14 protein-coding genes and 2 riboswitches are annotated in these 17524 nt (G+C 62.6%); of the genes, 3 read left to right on the forward strand and 11 right to left on the reverse strand.

Going from position 1 to position 17524, the window contains the following annotated elements; translation table 11 throughout:
- From H7B90_RS11145 to H7B90_RS11170, 6 genes are all read right to left on the reverse strand, one after another.
- A partial coding sequence (locus tag H7B90_RS11145) for a biotin/lipoyl-containing protein (RefSeq protein ID WP_185135949.1) occupies positions 1-261 on the reverse strand: 261 nt, incomplete at its 3' end.
- Positions 262-266: 5 nt separating this feature from the next.
- Entirely contained in the window at positions 267-3122 is a 2856-nt protein-coding gene (locus H7B90_RS11150; RefSeq protein WP_185135950.1) for a 2-oxoglutarate dehydrogenase E1 component, read from the reverse strand.
- Positions 3123-3337: 215 nt separating this feature from the next.
- Positions 3338-3928 (reverse strand): thymidine kinase, encoded by a 591-nt coding sequence (locus tag H7B90_RS11155; protein WP_185135951.1) that lies wholly within the window; start codon positions 3926-3928, stop codon positions 3338-3340.
- Between the two features lie 196 nt (positions 3929-4124).
- The gene (gene sdhB, locus H7B90_RS11160; RefSeq protein ID WP_185135952.1) at positions 4125-4889 is read right to left on the reverse strand and encodes a succinate dehydrogenase iron-sulfur subunit; all 765 of its coding nucleotides are present in this window, start codon (positions 4887-4889) and stop codon (positions 4125-4127) included.
- A gap of 13 nt (positions 4890-4902) precedes the next feature.
- Positions 4903-6651, reverse strand: a complete 1749-nt coding sequence (gene sdhA, locus H7B90_RS11165) for a succinate dehydrogenase flavoprotein subunit (protein ID WP_185135953.1) — start codon at positions 6649-6651, stop codon at positions 4903-4905.
- Between the two features lie 14 nt (positions 6652-6665).
- Positions 6666-7334, reverse strand: a complete 669-nt coding sequence (locus H7B90_RS11170) for a succinate dehydrogenase cytochrome b558 subunit (RefSeq protein ID WP_185135954.1) — start codon at positions 7332-7334, stop codon at positions 6666-6668.
- A gap of 198 nt (positions 7335-7532) precedes the next feature.
- On the opposite strand from H7B90_RS11170, the gene H7B90_RS11175 reads away from it, so the two are divergent.
- Positions 7533-8447 carry a LysR family transcriptional regulator gene (locus H7B90_RS11175; protein ID WP_185135955.1) on the forward strand — a complete coding sequence of 305 codons (915 nt, stop codon included), beginning with the start codon at positions 7533-7535 and terminating at the stop codon, positions 8445-8447.
- A gap of 122 nt (positions 8448-8569) precedes the next feature.
- A riboswitch (cyclic di-AMP (ydaO/yuaA leader) is annotated at positions 8570-8737 on the forward strand.
- A gap of 6 nt (positions 8738-8743) precedes the next feature.
- Positions 8744-9442, forward strand: a complete 699-nt coding sequence (locus H7B90_RS11180) for a 3D domain-containing protein (RefSeq protein ID WP_185135956.1) — start codon at positions 8744-8746, stop codon at positions 9440-9442.
- Between the two features lie 54 nt (positions 9443-9496).
- Here the strand turns inward: H7B90_RS11180 and H7B90_RS11185 are convergent, their stop codons facing one another.
- From H7B90_RS11185 to H7B90_RS11205, 5 genes are all read right to left on the reverse strand, one after another.
- A complete protein-coding gene (locus H7B90_RS11185) occupies positions 9497-10381 on the reverse strand; it encodes a polysaccharide deacetylase family protein (RefSeq protein ID WP_185135957.1) in 885 nt (294 codons plus the stop codon).
- Between the two features lie 136 nt (positions 10382-10517).
- Positions 10518-11762, reverse strand: a complete 1245-nt coding sequence (locus H7B90_RS11190; protein ID WP_185135958.1) for a cation:proton antiporter — start codon at positions 11760-11762, stop codon at positions 10518-10520.
- A 66-nt stretch (positions 11763-11828) separates the two neighbouring features.
- Positions 11829-12494, reverse strand: a complete 666-nt coding sequence (locus tag H7B90_RS11195) for a potassium channel family protein (RefSeq protein WP_185135959.1) — start codon at positions 12492-12494, stop codon at positions 11829-11831.
- A 19-nt stretch (positions 12495-12513) separates the two neighbouring features.
- Positions 12514-13857, reverse strand: coding sequence for a TrkH family potassium uptake protein (locus tag H7B90_RS11200; RefSeq protein WP_221482003.1), 1344 nt, complete (start codon positions 13855-13857; stop codon positions 12514-12516).
- A 13-nt stretch (positions 13858-13870) separates the two neighbouring features.
- Positions 13871-15214, reverse strand: coding sequence for a TrkH family potassium uptake protein (locus tag H7B90_RS11205; protein WP_185135960.1), 1344 nt, complete (start codon positions 15212-15214; stop codon positions 13871-13873).
- 103 nt (positions 15215-15317) lie between these two features.
- A riboswitch (cyclic di-AMP (ydaO/yuaA leader) is annotated at positions 15318-15487 on the reverse strand.
- 275 nt (positions 15488-15762) lie between these two features.
- On the opposite strand from H7B90_RS11205, the gene H7B90_RS11210 reads away from it, so the two are divergent.
- Positions 15763-17412: a CPBP family intramembrane glutamic endopeptidase gene (locus tag H7B90_RS11210; RefSeq protein ID WP_246578439.1), complete on the forward strand. Its 1650-nt coding sequence runs from the start codon at positions 15763-15765 to the stop codon at positions 17410-17412.
- Positions 17413-17524 lie beyond the last annotated feature (112 nt).

Consider the following 17524-nt stretch of genomic DNA (forward strand, 5'->3'; position numbering starts at 1 on the left):
TGCCGGAGCGGCCGCCGGAGCGCCGCTGCCGGCGCCGATTACGCCGACGACTTCGCCGATCTTGACCGTATCGCCTTCCTGGCGGGTGATCTCTTGGATGACGCCGTCCGCTTCGGCGCTGATCTCCAGGTTGACTTTGTCCGTCTCGAGCTCGAGAAGCAGATCCCCCTGCTTCACCGCGTCCCCGACTTTAACGGCCCATCTCGCGATCGTTCCTTCGGTAATCGATTCGCCCATTGCCGGTACTGTGATCTGTTGCACTGTTGCTACCTCCCCAGGTTATGAGTCAACGTCGGACTCGGCTTTAACGATTGAGATACGATGAACTGCTGCTCCAAGGCATGGACTTGCTGGAAGCCGGTCGCCGGACTCGAACGCTCCGGACGCCCGATGTAGCGCACGGGCGCTCCGGCCGGCGCGATCTCGCGGATGCGCGGCTCGGCGTAGCTCCATGCCCCCATGTTGCGGGGTTCTTCCTGAACCCAGACGATCTCCTTCAGGTTCGGGAAGCGGGCGATCACCGCGGCGATCTCCTGCGCCGGGAACGGATACAGCTGCTCGACGCGAACGATGTGCAGCCAATCCCAATGGTCCGGCTTCTCCTTGTCGAGCGCGTCCTCCAGATCGATCGCGACCTTGCCGGTGCAGAGCACGAGACGCTCCACGCGATCGGCCTTGCGGCCGAGTCCCGGCTGCTCGATAATCGGGCGGAAGGAGCCCTTCTCGAACTCTTCCGGGGAAGAGGCGGCGCGCGGGTTGCGCACGAGGCTCTTCGGCGTCATGATCACGAGCGGGCGAACGTCGTCCGTTCCGAGCAGCGACGCCTGGCGGCGCAGCAGGTGGAAGTACTGGGCGGAGCTCGTCAAGTTCGCGACCGTCCAGTTCTCTTCCGCGGACAGCTGCAGGTAGCGCTCCAAGCGGGCGCTGGAGTGCTCCGGCCCGGCGCCTTCGTAGCCGTGCGGCAGCAGCATGATCAGGCCGGACTTCTCGGACCACTTCGAACGGCCCGAGGAGATGAACTGATCGATCAGCACCTGAGCGACGTTGGCGAAGTCGCCGTACTGCGCTTCCCAGATGACCATCGTCTCCGGCGCGAACACGTTGTAGCCGTATTCGAAGCCGAGTACCGCCGATTCCGACAGCGCGCTGTTATGGATGGCGAACGAAGCCTTCGCCTGCGGCAGGCGGTGCAGCGGGCAGAACGTCGCGCCCGTCTCCGGATCGTGCAGCACCAGGTTGCGGAAGGCGAACGTGGCGCGCTCGGCGTCCTGGCCGGTAATCCGGATCGGACGGCCGTCGGAGAGAATCGAAGCGAACGCCAGCGTCTCCGCGTGGCCCCAATCGACCTTCTCCCCTTCGTTCAAGGCGTCGGCGCGGCGCTCGAGAATGCGCTGCAGCTTCGGGTACACCTTGAAGCCTACCGGCCACGTCAGCAGCTCGGAGTTGATCTCGCGAAGCGCGGCGAGCGGAACGCCCGTCGGCTTCGGCGTCGCTTCTCCGAGCGAGGCCGGCGTCTGATGGACGGCTTCCTGGCCTTCGCGCTGCTTCATCTCTTCGTAAGCCGCCTTGAGCCGCTCCACGACTTCGCCCTTGATCTTCGCGTATTCGTCCTCGGAGAAGGCTCCTTGGGAGATCAGCTTGTCGGCGTAGATCCGGCTGACCGTCGGGTGAGCCTTGACCTTCTTGTAGATCAGCGGCTGGGTCGTCTCGGGATCGTCCGTCTCGTTGTGGCCGTACTTGCGGTAGCCGATCAGGTCGATCAGGAAGTCCTTCTTGAACAGGCGGCGGTATTCGCTCGCCATGCGGGCGGCAGCGATGCACGCTTCCGGGTCGTCCGCGTTCACGTGAATGACCGGAATCTCGTAGCCCTTCGCGACGTCGCTCGCGTAATGGGTCGAGCGGGAGTCGACGCTCTCCGTCGTGAAGCCGATCTTGTTGTTCGCGATAATATGGATCGTTCCGCCGATGCGGTAGCCGTTCAGCTGGCTAAGGTTCATCGTCTCGGCTACGATGCCTTCGCCCGGGAAGGCGGCGTCGCCGTGAATGACGATCGAAGCGGCGGAGTCCTCGTTGCGCTCCGGATACCCCGGCTTGCTGCGGTCCTCCTGGGCGGCGCGGGCGAAGCCCTGGACGACCGGGTTGACGTATTCCAGGTGGCTCGGGTTGTTCGCCAGCGTCAGGCGCGTCTCCACCGTCTCGCCCGACTTGATCGAGCGGTTCGCGCCCATATGGTACTTCACGTCGCCGGACCATCCGTAGTTGATGCCGATCGAGCCTTCGGACGGCGCGACGCTCTTGTTCGTAGAATGGTGGAATTCCGAGAAAATCTTCGTGTACGGCTTCTCGAGCACGTGCGCGAGCACGTTAAGACGGCCGCGGTGCGCCATGCCCATCGTAATGTGGCCGACCCCGGCGTTCGTCAATTCGTGCACGATCTCGTCGACCAGGGCGACGAGGGCGTCGTTGCCTTCGACCGAGAACCGCTTCGCCCCGACGAACGTGCGCTGAAGGAAGTCTTCGAACTGCTCGGCTTCGAGCAGCCGCTTCATCAGCTTGCGGCGTTCCACCGGGTTCAGCGATTGCGAAGGAATATACTTCTCCGCGTAGTCGTTCAGCCACTTCCGTTCGTTCTCGTCGTGAACGTGGCCGAATTCGTAGGCGATCGTCCCCGTATAGACCTCGCGCAGCTTCCGGATGGCTTCCCATCCGTTGCGGACGCCTTCCGGAGCGCCCTCCCAGACGAGATCGGCGGGCAGAGCCGCGAGATCGGCCTGCTTCAGCCCGTAGGTCTCCGGCTCCAGAACGCGCGCGTTCGCTTCCGGGCCGATTCCGAGCGGATCGATATCGGCGGCCATATGGCCGTAAGTACGAATATTCCACACCAGCTTGCCCGCGGCTACCGCGTGCTTCAGCTGGCTGGCGTCGAGACGGGATTGGGAAGCGGATGCCGGAGCCGCGGACGCGCGGGGTCCCTCCAGCGGAGGCGCGCCCTTGGCCGCGAACAGATCGCGGTATTCCTGGACGACCGATTCCGGGTTCTGCAGATAGAGTTCATACTGCTCCTGGATATAACCCAGGTTGTGCCCATAGTACGATTCCCAAATTTGCTCTTCTGTCGGCATGGTCCTACCCCTCGGTTTACGGATTAGTTAAAAGATGTGGTCAGGAATCAAAGGTGTCCAATAAGGACTCGTCAATTAGAAATTATAGTATATCCTGCGCCGCGATAAAAATAATCAATTCCTATCAGTATGATCTCAAATTGAGATGGATCGGACGGCGGCCGTTCTGCCGCGCGTCTGAATGCCCCATCGCAAAAAAAGCCCCGACCCCAAGGTCAGGACGCGGAGGGCTTGAAAGCTTCCGTATAGCATTTGCGGCAGACCGGCTTGTAATCCTCGTTGCCTCCGAGCTGGATCTGGTCTCCCTCGTTCACCGGAACCCCGTCCTTGTAGCGGATGACCATCGTCGCCTTGCGGTCGCAATACCAGCAGATCGTCTTCACCTCTTCGATCTTGTCGGCGTAGACGAGCAGATGATAGCTGCCTTCGAACAGGTTGTTCTGAAAATCGTTCTTGAGCCCGAACGCCATCACGGGCACGTTCAGCTCGTCGACGATGCGGGTCAGCTGCAGCACGTGCTCCTTCGTCAGGAACTGCGCCTCGTCCACGAGGACGCAATAGATTCTCTCCGGAGGCCGGATCTTCCCCTTCACGATCTCGTACATATCGGCATTCTCGTCGACGGGAATCGCCTTGCGGGTCAAGCCGACCCGCGACCCGATCGTCTCCGTGCCGTCGCGGGTATCGACCGCCGGCGAGAAGAGAATGACCGGCTTGCCTTGCTCCTCGTAATTGTGGGCTACCTTGATGATCTCGAACGACTTGCCGCTGTTCATCGTCCCGTATTTATAGTAAAGCTGCGCCAACCTGGCTCCCTCCAACGAAATGCGGATAAGCATTATTATAGCGAAATTCGCGCCGATTCGACAGGTGCTTCCGCCGTTCATGCGGTTCGGACAGTCGAAACGCCTCCAAAGCCGTCCCCCCGCGTCTTGCGGCGCGGGAGCGCGCTTTGAAGGCGTTCCGATGAAATCTTACGCTATCGTTCGGATCGGACGGGCCTTACATGCCCAGCCATCTCTTGAACATATGCTTCGTCGTATCCTTGTTGATCGCCGCGATCGAAGTCGTCAGCGGGATACCCTTCGGACAGGAGCGCACGCAGTTCTGCGAGTTGCCGCAGCCCTCGATGCCGCCGTCCGTCATAAGAGCCTCCAGGCGCTCGTGCGCGTTCATCTCGCCCGTCGGATGAGCGTTGAACAGACGCACCTGCGAGATCGGAGCCGGGCCGATGAAGCTGGACCGGTCGTTGACGTTCGGGCAGGCTTCCAGGCAGACGCCGCACGTCATGCACTTGGACAGCTCGTACGCCCATTGGCGCTTCGTCTCGGCCATGCGCGGGCCCGGGCCGAGATCGTAGGTGCCGTCGATCGGAATCCAGGCTTTGACGCGCTTGAGCGCCTGGAACATCCGCTCGCGGTTGATGACCAGGTCGCGCACGACCGGGAAGGTCGACATCGGTTCGACCCGGATCGGCTGCTCCAGCTTGTCGATCAGGGCGGAGCAAGCCTGGCGCGGCTTGCCGTTGATGACCATCGAGCAGGCGCCGCACACTTCCTCGAGGCAGTTGGATTCCCACACGACCGGAGTCGTCTTCGTGCCGTCCGACTTGACCGGATTGCGCTGGATCTCCATCAGAGCGCTGATGACGTTCATATTGGGCCGGTACGGGATGTCGAACTCCTCGGTATAAGGGGAGGCATCGGGACGTTCCCGGCGGGTGATGATAAACTTGACCGTGCGTTTAGCCGTTGCCGTGTCAGCCATCGCTTATCCCTCCTTAGTGCTTGTTCGTAGAATAGTCGCGCTTGCGCGGCTTGATCAGGGAGATGTCGACATCCTCGTACGAGATCTCCGGTCCCTCCGGCGTCCACTTGGCGATGGTCGTCTTGAGGAACTCCTCGTCGTTGCGCTCCGGGAAGTCCGGCTTGTAGTGCGCGCCGCGGCTCTCGTTGCGCAGCAGCGCTCCCTTCGTCATCGCTTCGGCCAGCTCGAGCATGTTCCACAGCTGGCGGGTGAAGGCGACGCCGGCGTTGTTCCAGCGGGCGGTGTCGTTGATGTTGATCTTCGCGTAACGCTGCTTGAGCTCCTTGATCTTGTTGATCGTCTGCTCGAGCTTGTCGTTGAAGCGGACGACGGTCATGTTGTTCGTCATCCATTCGCCGAGCTCCTTGTGCAGGACGTACGCGTTCTCCGTGCCGTCCATCTTCAGGATGGACTCGTACTTGTCCGCCTGCTTCTTCGTCTCGCGGCTGAACGCGCTCTCGGAGACGTCTTCGGCCGACTTCTTCAAGCCCTTGATATATTCGATCGCCTTCGGACCGGTGACCATGCCGCCGTAGATCGCGGACAGCAGCGAGTTCGCGCCGAGACGGTTCGCGCCGTGGTACTGATAGTCGCACTCGCCGCAAGCGAACAGGCCCGGGATGTTGGTCATCTGGTTGATGTCGACCCACATGCCGCCCATCGAATAGTGGACGGCCGGGAAGATCTTCATCGGAATCTTGCGAGGGTCGTCGCCCATGAACTTCTCGTAGATCTCGATGATGCCGCCGAGCTTGACGTCCAGCTCCTTCGGATCCTTGTGCGAGAGATCGAGATAAACCATGTTCTCGCCGTTGATGCCGAGCTTGAGATCCACGCACACGTGGAAGATCTCGCGCGTCGCGATGTCGCGGGGCACGAGGTTGCCGTAGGCCGGATACTTCTCTTCAAGGAAGTACCAAGGCTTGCCGTCCTTGTACGTCCAGATCCGTCCGCCTTCGCCGCGCGCCGATTCGCTCATGAGACGCAGCTTGTCGTCGCCCGGGATCGCGGTCGGGTGAATCTGGATGAACTCGCCGTTGGCGTAATGGACGCCCTGCTGGTAGACGGCGCTGGCCGCCGTACCGGTGTTGATGACGGAGTTCGTCGTCTTGCCGAAGATGATGCCGGGGCCGCCCGTCGCCAGGATGACGGCGTCCGAGCGGAACGCCTTCACTTCCATCGACCGCAGGTCTTGCGCGACGATGCCGCGGCAGACGCCGTCGTCGTCGATGACCGCGGACGTGAATTCCCAGTGCTCGAACTTCTGCACGAGGCCGGCCGCTTCCCAGCGGCGCACTTGCTCGTCCAGGGCGTACAGCAGCTGCTGGCCCGTCGTCGCTCCCGCGAACGCGGTGCGGTGGTACTGCGTGCCGCCGAAGCGGCGGAAGTCGAGCAGGCCTTCCGGCGTCCGGCTGAACATGACGCCCATCCGGTCCATCAGGTGGATGATGCCCGGCGCGGCCTCGCACATCGCCTTGACTTGCGGCTGGTTCGCCAGGAAGTCGCCGCCGTAGATCGTATCGTCAAAGTGCTCCCACGGGGAGTCTCCTTCGCCCTTCGTATTGACCGCTCCGTTGATGCCGCCTTGGGCGCACACGGAGTGCGAGCGCTTGACCGGAACGAGCGAGAACAGGTCGACCCGCACGCCGGCTTCCGCCGCCTTGACCGTTGCCATCAAGCCGGCCAGACCTCCGCCGACGACGATGATTTTTTGATTAGCCATAGATGCTCCTCCTCTTAACCCAAGCGTAACGTGTCGATCGCGGCCGAAGCCGACGCGAACTCATCGCCCCGGAACGCGAACAGCGACAGCAGGAACAGCACGGACACGATGACGAAGATCCCCATGCAGATTCGCGACGACACGCGCTGCGCGCGCGGGCCGACCGTGATTCCCCAGCTGACCAGGAACGCCCACAGGCCGTTGGCGAAGTGGAAGACCGCGGCCAGCACGGCGATGAAGTAAATAATGAAGTAGACGGGCTGCGTCACGATGTCGTGCATGTGGTTGCCGAGATCGTCGTAGGTCGTGTTGCCCAGGGCAACCTGCATTCTCGTCTGCCAGAAGTGCCAGATGACGAAGATAAACGTGATCACGCCGGTGATCCGCTGCAGCGCGAACGCCCAGTTGCGGCCGTAGTTGAAGCGGCCGACGTTCAGGTCGGACGTGAATGCCAGGTACAAGCCGTATACCCCGTGGAACAGAATGGGAAGCCAGATGACGAACAGTTCCAGGAAGAAGATGAGCGGCAGGCTGTGCAAGCCGTGCACGCTGTCCAGGAACCCCTCCTTGCCTCCCTCAAACGCGGAGTAGTTCGTCAAGGCGTGTTCCAAGATGAACAGCCCGAGCGGGATGACTCCGAGCAACGAATGAAGCTTGCGGGGATAGTACGAATTTCCACTCATGTCGATGTGCGTTCTCCTTTCGCATCCGTTCGGTTGACGGTTCGACGCCGTTCGCGTCAAGGACTTGGCGCATAGCGCTGCCAAGCGTCACCATTTCGTCACGCTTTCTAGGTTACTCTATTTTCGCTTATAATGGAACTGCTTATTTTTTATTAAAACTTATAACGAATTCGCATATGTGAAGGGGCGTACGAAAACATGTTGGAGGATATGAGGCTGTTCGCGACGGTCGTCGAGAATACGAGCCTGAACCGGGCGGCCGAGCGGCTCAACGTGACCCAGCCGGCGCTGTCCCGGAGAATCGCCCGCCTGGAGAGGGAGCTCGGCGTCGATCTGTTCCGGCGGATCGGGAAGAGGCTGGAGCTGACGGCGGCCGGACAGCTGACGTACGAATTCGCGCTCGAGCTGCGGCGGTTCCATGGAGAATACCTGCAGCGGCTGAACGCCTTCAAGTCGGAAGAGGCCCAGCTCGCGACCATCGGAGCGAGCCTGACGACGCTGCAGACGACGCTGCCGGGGCTGATCACGGCGATGACCGAGAAGCACCCGAATCTCGAGATCAAGGCGGTAACCGGCAAATCTCATGAGATCGCCACCCTCGTCAAGGAGCGGAAGGTCGACTTCGGCATCGTCGCTTCCTCGGTGGACGACGATCCGGCGATCACGAGCGTCCCGCTGTTCGACGACAGTCTCATGCTCGTGCTTCCGCGAACCCATTATATATTAGAAAGAACTCATCTGGAGGTCGCCGACCTGAACGGCCTGCCGATGATCCTGTTCGCCCCCGGCACGTGGTACCGGACGATGACCGACGAGCTGTTCCGCCAATACGGCCTGAAGCCGGACGTCCGCATGGAGATCGACTCGTTCGAGGCCATCGTGCGGCTGCTCTCCGCCTGCCGGGCCGGAACGCTGCTTCCGAAGTCGTACCTGCGCCCGCAGCTGCTGGAAGACAACGAGCTGTACGTCGTGCGGATCAAGGAGCTGGAGCTGGCCAAGCGGACGACCTCCCTCATCCACGGCAACCCCGGCTGGCTGCCCGCCTCGACCCGTTACCTGATCGAGGAGACGATCGGCTTCTTCGCGCGAAGCGCCCACCAGGCGCGGGATTGACGGCCGCGTCCAGCGCCCGCCCGGGCCTCCGCCGGCGCGGTTGGTTATACTTACCGGTTCCGTCCTTGGGAAAAGTTATGTTATCCTCACTACAAGCGTGATCGCCCTCCCGTTGGGCGGTCATGGCAATCTTGCCAAAACCGTTAAGGTGCGGGGGACTTGAATTCCCGCGCGGACGAACCGGCAGGTCCGATCCGCGCTCGGGGTGAATCGCGCCGTCCAAGGCGCGTAGGGGTGAACTCCCAGCCCGAACCCGACAACTAACCTCGCCGGCATCAGAGGAGGAACTCTACCGCATGAAGTTCAGCAAGTCGCTAGGAAGACGGGCGCTCGTTCTCGCCCTGGGCGGGACCATTCTGCTTCCCGCTGTGAACGCTTTCGCCGCCGCATCTTATACGGCTACCGACAACGACACGTTCTGGAAGCTGTCCAAGAAGTTCGGCGTGCCCTTGCAGACGTTGATGCAAGCGAATCCGAAGGTGAACCCTCTCAACATCTACCAAGGCCTCAAGCTGACGATCCCCTCCGCGGCCCAAGCCAAGCCGGCCGGCTCCGGCGCGGCGGCGGCCAAGGCGGCAGCCTCCGCGGCGGCGGCCAACAAGGTTGCGGCCAACAAGGTAACGGCCAGCGCGGTCGCGGCGAAGTCGGTGACGACCTCCAGCGGCTCCATACTCGCCTATTCTAAGGTTATCGACATGAAGGCGACCGCTTATTCCGCTTCGAACGAGGAGAACGGCTGGGGACCCGTCGACTACTTCGGCAATCCTCTTAAGCTCGGAACCATCGCGGTCGATCCCAAGGTCATCCCCTTCGGCACGAAGGTATACTTAACCGGTTACAGCTTCGGCGGACTTCCCGCGGGCGGCATGATCGCGACGGCTTCGGATACCGGCAGCGCCATCGTCGGCAACCGCGTCGATATCTTCGTCCCCGGCTCCCGCCAGCAGGTCGCCAAGTTCGGATTCCAGCAAGTGAAGCTGTACGTTCTGAAGTAATCGCGATCCGCCGCGTTGATGCGGCAGAGATCGACCAACGGCTGACGCCTCGCGTCAGCCGTTTTTGGTCTCTCGGATTCCGAGCAGCTCCGGCAGCGTCACGGGCTCGTAATTCTGGCTGCGCAGCCATTGGACGAGCTTCGGGATCGCCTGCACCGTGCCGTACAGGTTCTGCCCCGATCCGCCTCCGGCGTGCAGCAGAATAATGGAGCCGGGCTTCACCGAACGCGTCACGTTCCGGAAGACGGTCTGGGCGCTCAATTGCCTCCAATCGGACGAATCGACGTCCCAGTTGACGACCGTGTAGCCGCCGGCCTTCGCCCACGCCAGTTGGGAAGGCTTGATCTCCCCGTACGGAGGGCGGATGAGGCGGGGAGCGAAGCCGACCTCCCTCGCGACGATCGACTCCGTCCGGCGGATCTGTTCCTTCATCTCCCGCAGCGTAAGCCGGGAGAAGTCGGGGTGATCGAAGGAGTGGTTGCCGATCGCGTGCCCTTCCTTCCGGATTCTTCTCACCAGGGCCGGGTGCTTCCGCGCCCGGCTTCCCACCACGAAGAACGTCGCGTGAACCTTCTCGCGCCTCAGGGCGTTGAGCACGAGCGGCGTATACCGGGGGTCGGGAACGTCGTCGAACGTAAGCGCGACTTGGCGGGTTCTCCTCGGAGCCGAGAGCACGAAGGCTCCCCGGAACCTGCGCTGCATCTCCGTCCAGTTCCCCCCGCGGGGGCGTCCGGCCGCCTCCAAGCCGAAGGACGCGCCGAAGCCGGACCGCAGCAGGTCCGCTCCGTAGTCGGCCCCCTTCTCCGAGATCGCCGTCTTCGCCTCCGAGGCCGCCGCCTCGGCGACGGACCGGCCGCCCGATCGTTCGGCGAACAGCAGAAGGACGGCGCATCCCAACGCGAAGATGCACCGTCCCCCTAATGACCAAGGTCGTCTCATATCGTACCTCCACTCCCTGTTGGAAACCGGCGCTTCCATTATCGTGAGCGGATGGCAGCTATCTCATTCAGGAATTCCCGTAATTCGTCGCAATTCCGTTCGCGGTTCCCGCTTAAGCTTTAGCATAGGCTTCGGCTCAGGCTTCGGCTTCCGGCTCCCGCTCCTCCAGGCCGAGCTTGCGGACCCACCACGCCGTCGTGCCCGCCTGGACGACGATCGTGAAGACGATCGCCATGAACACGACCGCGGACAACCGGTCCGCGCCCGCGACGCCCCGCGCCGCGATCATGCCGGACAAGGCGGCCGGGATGACGCCGGTCTCGCGCACCCAGAACATGAACAGCAGCTCCCGCCGCGACCAGCGGGCTCTGACGTCCGGCAGCGCCGACGCCAGGACGGCGAGCGGGCGCGCCGCGAACACGAGCGCGAGCACGACGGCGATCGCCGGCCAGAAGTGCTCGCCGAGCAGCTTGAAGTCGACCTGGCTTCCGAGCAGCACGAAGATCAGCATGCGCAGAATGACCGTCGCGTTCTCCGCCACGTGCCCCATCTCCTGCTCCTTCTCCGGCATGGGCAGTCGGAAGCTGGCCGAATTGCCCCACACGATCCCGGCGGTGAACGTCGCCATCAGGCCGCTCACCTGGAGCAGGTCGCCGAGCAGATAGGCGCCGAGCGCCACCGCGATCATCGCGATGGCCGCGTAATCCTTCAGGAAGCCCCATCGATCGTGGGCGACGAGCCAGACCGCGGCCAGCGAGAAGACGAGCCCGACGGCGAGGCCGCCGATGGCCGTCGTCAGGAACTCCAGGCTTAACGCGCCGGCGTTCAGCGCCTTCCCTTCCGTCAGGGCGGCGAGCAGGGCGAAGGTCAGAATCGACCCCGTGGCGTCGTTGAAGGCGGATTCGCTCTCGACGGTCTCGCGCAGCCGCTCCTTCACCCGGACTTGCCGGAACACGGGGATGATCGTCGCCGGATCGGTACTGGAGATGACCGCCCCGATCAATAGCGACGTCGTCCAGTCGAGGCCGAACGCCAGATGAGCGACGGCTCCCGCGACCCCCATCGTCACGAGCACGCCGACGACGCTGAGCAGGCCGACCGTCAGCGCGACCTGCTTCAGGCCGCGCAGGCGGATTCCGCGTCCCCCGTCGAACAGGATCAGCGCCGACCCGACGGCCAGAATAAGCTGGTTCGCGATCGAGCCGGCGTCTTCCGATATCCAATGCATGCCGGTTCCGAGCAGCATTCCCGCCGCGATGAAGAGCACGACGTCCGGCAGGCGCAGCCAGGCGGCGATGCGCCCGGAGATCATGCCGGCTCCGAGAACGAGCAGCAGCATAAGGAGCAATTCATGTACGGCGTGCATCGTCTGCTCTTGCATGATGACCATCCTTCTATTGGGCGAGAGAGACCCGGTCTGGGCCGGGCCGTCCTCCTTTTCCCGACTCTAGCGGCTTCCGATCGACTCCTGGAACTCTTCGATCTGATCGTTCGTGCCGATGACGACCATGACGTCCTTCTCGGCCAACACGTCGTCGGCCGTCGGGGCGATGACGATCCCCTTGAGCTTGTTGATCGCCACGACGCTGCAGCCGAACCGGCCGCGCGGATTGACCTCCGCGAGCGACTTGCCCGTCAGGCAAGCCGGCACCGCGAGCTCCGCGATCGTGTATTGCTTCGACAGCTCGATATAATCGAGCAGGTTCGGAGAGACGAGCTGATGCGCGACCCGGATGCCCATATCCCGTTCGGGGTAGATGACCCGGTCGACGCCGATCCGCTCCAGCACGCGCCCGTGCAGCTCGGACACCGCCTTCGCCACCACCTTCTTGACGCCCAGCTCCTTCAGCAGGATCGTCGCCAGAATGCTCGCCTGGATGTCGTCGCCGATGGCCACGACGCCGCAGTCGAAGTTGCGGGCGCCGATCGAACGGAGCACCTCCTCCTCCGTCGCGTCCGCGATGACCGTGTGCGTCAGCACCGTGCTCAGCTCCTGTACCTTCTCCTCGTCCCGGTCGACGCCGAGCACCTCGTTGCCCAGCTCGATCAGCTCGCGGCCGATGCTGGAACCGAATCGTCCCAATCCGATGATGACAAATTGCGTCGTCTTCATAAGCGCTACCTACCTTCTCCTACCCGATAATAATCTTGCCTTCCGCGTGGCGGTACAGAACCCGGCCCGGCTTCGGCCCGAGCGCGTACCCGAGCGTCAGCGGTCCCAGCCGCCCGATGAACATCATGAGAATAATAATGATCTTGCCGGTGAGCGTCAGCTGCGTCGTCAGTCCCATCGTGAGGCCGACGGTGCCGAAGGCGGAAGTGACCTCGAACAGGATTTTCAGAAAATGATGGTCTTCCGTCGTCGACAGGATCATGGTCGCGACCATGACGAGCGTCAGCGAGAGCAGCGTGACGGTCAGGGCCTTGTAGACGCGCTCCTGGGCGAGCCGGTGCCGGAACAGCACGACGTCCTCCTTGCCCCGGATCATGGCGTACACCGCCCCGATCAGTGCCGTGAACGTCGTCGTCTTGATCCCGCCCCCGGTCGAGCCGGGAGACGCGCCGATGAACATGAGCACGACGATGAAGAACTGGGTCGCCTGGCGCAGCGTCGCCAGATCGAGCGTGTTGACGCCGGCCGTCCGCGGGGAGACCGACTGCATGAACGCGGACAGGATCTTCTCGCCGAGCGGGAGCGGCTTCATCGTGCCCGGGTTGGAATATTCGAAGACGAAGATGACGACGGCCCCGAACAGGATGAGGAAGCCCGACATGCTCAGCACGACCTTGGAATGCAGAGACAGCTTCTTGTTGCGGCGAAAATCGGTCAAGTCCGACAGCACGACGAAGCCGAGCCCGCCCGTGATGATGAGCAGCATCGTCACGATGTTGACGAGAGGATCCCCTACGTAATCGGTCAAGCTGCGGAAGTTGCCCATGATGTCGATCCCGGCGTTGTTGAAGAAGGAGACCGCATGGAAAATTCCGTAGTATACGGCGCGTCCCGGGCTCATATCGAATAAGAAGCGGATCGCGAAGAGCAGGGCTCCCGTCGCTTCGATCGCCAGAGCGTAGAGAACGACGCGGCGCACGAGCCGGATGATGCCTTCGATGCTCGACTGGTTGAGCGCTTCCTGAAGAATCAGTCTCTCCTTCAGAGAGATTCGGCGCTTGAGGAAGAACGCGAACAACGTCGCCATCGTCATGAACCCCAGGCCGCCGATCTGAATGAGCAGCAGAATGACGATCTGGCCGAACGTCGAGTAATGCGTGCCCGTATCCACGGTGACGAGGCCGGTGACGCACGTCGCCGTCGTGGCGGTGAAGAGCGCGTCGATATAGGGCGTCGGCTGCCCCGTCGCCGAGGCGACCGGCAGCCTGAGAAGCTGCGAGCCGATGAAGATGATCAGCGCGAACCCGATGACCAGAAGCCTTGGCGGAGAGGCGTACAGCCATTTTATCGTTTTCCCGAACAAGCTCGTCACCTCGCTACCCGATTATGATCTTGCCTTCCGCGTGGCGGTACAGCGTCCGTCCCGGCTTGGAGCCGACCGCGTAGAACAAGGTCAGCGGGCCGAGACGGCCGATGAACATCATCGCGATGACGATAAGCTTGCCCGCGTCCGTCAGCTCGGGCGTCATCCCCGTCGACAGGCCGACCGTGGCGAAGGCGGACGTCGCTTCGAACAGGACGGGCATGAACATATGATTCTCCGTAATGGATAGAATCATCGTCGCCGTCATGACGAGAGCGAACGAGAAGATCGTGACGGTGATCGCTTTGTACACTCTTTCCCGCTCGAGGCGGTACCGAAACAGCACGACGTCCTGCCGGCCGCGGACGACCGCGAGGACGGCCACGATCAGGACGGCGAACGTCGTCGTCTTGATGCCGCCGCCCGTCGAGCCGGGAGAGGCGCCGATGAACATAAGCCATACCATAAGGAACTGGGTCGCCTGGCGCAGCGAGGCGATATCGATCGTGGAGACGCCCGCCGACCGCGGGGAGATCGAATGAAGCATCGCCGCGACGGCCTTGTCCCCGAAGCTTAGAGGACCGAGCGTCTTCCCGTTCGTGTACTCGAAGATCAGGATGAGCGCCGCTCCCGCGACGAACAGGGCGGCCGTGACGCTCAGCGCGACCTTGGAATGCAGCGACAGCTTCCGGCGCTTCGGGAATTCGACCAGGTCCGCGAGGACGACGAAGCCGACGCCGCCGAGGAAGATAAGCGCGATGGAGACGAGGTTCACGAACGGATCGGACACGTAGGCGGCCATGCTCCGGTAATTCCCGAACAGATCGAACCCCGCGTTATTGAATATCGAAACTCCGTGAAAAATACCGAAGTAAAACGCCTTGCCGGCCGGCATATCCGAGAGGAAGCGGAGCGTGTACAGCAGCGAGCCGACCGCTTCGATCGTCAGGGCGTAAGTGATGACCTTCCGGACCAGCCGGACGATCCCCTCCAGGCTGCCCTGGTTCAGCGATTCCTGCAGGACGAGGCGCTCCTTCAGGGACACCTTCCTCCGCAGGAAAATCGCGAAGAGAGTTCCCATCGTCATGAAGCCGAGACCTCCGACTTGGACGAGTACGAGGATGACCCAATGGCCGAACGTCGAGAACAGCACCCCCGTATCGACGACGGTCAGCCCCGTGACGCAGGTCGCGGATGCCGACGTGAAGAGGGCGTCCAGCCACCCGAGCCGATAGCCCGGCCGAACCGATACCGGCAGCTTGAGCAGGACGGCTCCGGCCAGCACGATCAAGGCGAAGCCGATGGCGAGCGTTCGGGGCGGGGAGGCGTTCAGCCACGCCCTGGCTTTCTTGTACAACCGTCTTCACCTCAATCGTTATTCGACGGTCCGACCCGCCATGTTCTGTGTCCGTTCGAAGGCAAAACAAAAAGCACTGGAACTCCAGTGCTTGAGCGCGCACGAGTCCTGTTCGGGCAGCCTACGAGGTTAGCTGACGGGTTCGGGCCTGAACAGGCTGCCCTATCCTGCGCCTAAGCGCTCGGAATTCACCCCGGTCGAGCATGCTTGCGGGCAAGCATACGCAACAAATGGTTCCCCCGTTTTCTTGCGGAAATTCGGCTGGAGAGTATGATGGATGGTAGGCCTTGCAAACATTCACATCGCATTATAGTCCGCGCCCGGAGTCGGGAACAAGCTTGAATTTGGACGGATTAAGCGCCGGATTGGCTTAATGGGCGGGGCTGAGGGGATAAACCGGGCTCGTTACGGGGTTTCTTCGGTTTTATCTCGCTCCTGCGCCCGTTTAGATAGAAAAAACGCGGAAATTCGAAGAGAAGCCGCGGGGATGTCGGATGTATGCGTTTACTTAAACTCGCCTGATGAACGGAGTGGAAATCTTGTTCTCTATGCGCTGGTTCGTGATCTCTTGTGTCGGATTCCTCGTGTTCCTCTGGGCGCAGATCTTCCCCGGCATCGCCGCCGTCGCCGACCCTTCGGCGAATCCCCGCGTGCTGGACCGGGCGTCCGCCCGCAACCTCGCCCTCGCGGCGGCGGCGGACCGGTTCGACGTCGCGGCGACGGACGTCGTCAAGCTCGACCTGACCCACTTCAGCGACGGGGACGCGGTCGGGTACTTCTCCAAGCGGAAGCTGTCGGACGAATACGACCGCAGCTGGGAGGAGAGCTTCCCGACCGACGTCTATCGGGCGGATCTCAAGCTCGTCACCGGCGATTGGCTGCAGCTGTCGCTGCATATGAAGTCGGGCAAGCTCGTCGCCTGGAAGCGGCTGGAGAGCTCGGGCGGCGTCGCGGCGGGGGCGAAGGATAAGGCGTCCCGCGTTCGGGAAGCCTGGGCGGAGCTCGGGCGATGGGGCTATTCGGAGTCGGATTGGGAGCTCGCCGATCCCTCCGCGGCGGACGGATCGACCGTGTTCCAATCCCGGAAGCCCCCGCTCGGGGAAGCCCGCCTCCAGCTCGCCGTCAAGCCGGGAGAGCAGCTCGTCTACCGCTTTTCGCTCCCGCAGGCGTACACGGACTACATCGAGCATCAGCAACGCCTGGCGACGCGGATGTCGACGATCGGATACGTGCTGCCCGAGATCGTCCTGTTCGTTCTGGCTATCGTCTACGCGTCCTCGTACAGCAGGCACACTTCGTTTAAACGCGGCTGGTTCCTCGCTCTGCTGTTCTTCGTTCTGTACGTTTGCTTCACCTTGAACATGAAGGCGGGCTTCCGCTCCAAGTCGGAGACGGGACTGCCCGTCAACGAGCACGGCGTGCAGTCGCTGATCGTCGTCAATGCCGTCATCCTGGGGGCGACGGCCTTGCTTACCTACTTCGCCGCCGTCGGAGGGGACGGCCTATGGCGCTCGATGGGGCGCAAGCTATGGCCGAGATGGCAGGAGGCCGATTACGGCTTCAAGGTCGTGCGCAGCATGACCCAAGGATATGCGCTCGCGTTCGTCGTACTCGGCGCCCAATCGGTGATCCTGCTCGCGCTCGAGCCGCTGCTCGGGTCGTTCGTCTCCTCCGACGCGTCGCAATCGTCGTACAACTTGACGTATCCCTGGCTGATGCCGGTCATCGCCTGGTGCGCCGGCTTGTCGGAGGAGCTGCTGTACCGGCTGTTCGGCATCGGGCTGTTCCGGCGCTGGCTGACCGGAGCCGCCCGCCTGCTGCTGCGCCGGGAGCCGTCCCGCCGGACGGCGGCGATCCTCACCTTCGCGGCGATGATTCCCCCATCCGTCATCTGGTCGTTCGGGCACGTCGGCTATCCGATCTATCCGGTGTACACGCGCGTGATCGAGCTGACCGTGCTCGGCCTCCTGTTCGGATGGTTCATGCTTCGCTTCGGCCTCATGACCGCCATCTTCGCGCACGTGACGCTGGATGCCGTCCTGGTCGGCAGCCAGCTGCTGTTCGACGGCCTTCCGTACGACGCCTACAGCGGCCTGTTCAGCTTCGCCATGCCCGCCTTGGCGGGAGCCGCGATCTGGCTGCTGCATCGCGGCTCCGCCGGGGGCGGCCGTGCCCGCACGGCGCAGCCGGGCAACTAATAAAGGCGCCCGGTTGGCGGGCGCCTTGCGATATCGACTTGCGAGGCCGCGCTCGGCAGCCTGTAAGTCGATTTGTTCGACTTATCCGTTGAGCAAACAGCACCCATGTCGC

It is taken from the genome of Cohnella xylanilytica (assembly GCF_014212175.1).
GTDB lineage: Bacteria > Bacillota > Bacilli > Paenibacillales > Paenibacillaceae > Cohnella > Cohnella xylanilytica.

Bases quoted from the DNA above. Each gene is read 5' to 3' on its own strand.
- H7B90_RS11195 (WP_185135959.1), bottom strand. From the start codon at position 12,494: ATGAAGACGACGCAATTTGTCATCATCGGATTGGGACGATTCGGTTCC.
- H7B90_RS11150 (WP_185135950.1), bottom strand. From the start codon at position 3,122: ATGCCGACAGAAGAGCAAATTTGGGAATCGTACTATGGGCACAACCTG.
- H7B90_RS11180 (WP_185135956.1), top strand. From the start codon at position 8,744: ATGAAGTTCAGCAAGTCGCTAGGAAGACGGGCGCTCGTTCTCGCCCTG.
- H7B90_RS11210 (WP_246578439.1), top strand. From the start codon at position 15,763: ATGCGCTGGTTCGTGATCTCTTGTGTCGGATTCCTCGTGTTCCTCTGG.
- H7B90_RS11175 (WP_185135955.1), top strand. From the start codon at position 7,533: ATGTTGGAGGATATGAGGCTGTTCGCGACGGTCGTCGAGAATACGAGC.
- sdhA (WP_185135953.1), bottom strand. From the start codon at position 6,651: ATGGCTAATCAAAAAATCATCGTCGTCGGCGGAGGTCTGGCCGGCTTG.
- H7B90_RS11170 (WP_185135954.1), bottom strand. From the start codon at position 7,334: ATGAGTGGAAATTCGTACTATCCCCGCAAGCTTCATTCGTTGCTCGGA.
- H7B90_RS11185 (WP_185135957.1), bottom strand. From the start codon at position 10,381: ATGAGACGACCTTGGTCATTAGGGGGACGGTGCATCTTCGCGTTGGGA.
- H7B90_RS11190 (WP_185135958.1), bottom strand. From the start codon at position 11,762: ATGCAAGAGCAGACGATGCACGCCGTACATGAATTGCTCCTTATGCTG.
- sdhB (WP_185135952.1), bottom strand. From the start codon at position 4,889: ATGGCTGACACGGCAACGGCTAAACGCACGGTCAAGTTTATCATCACC.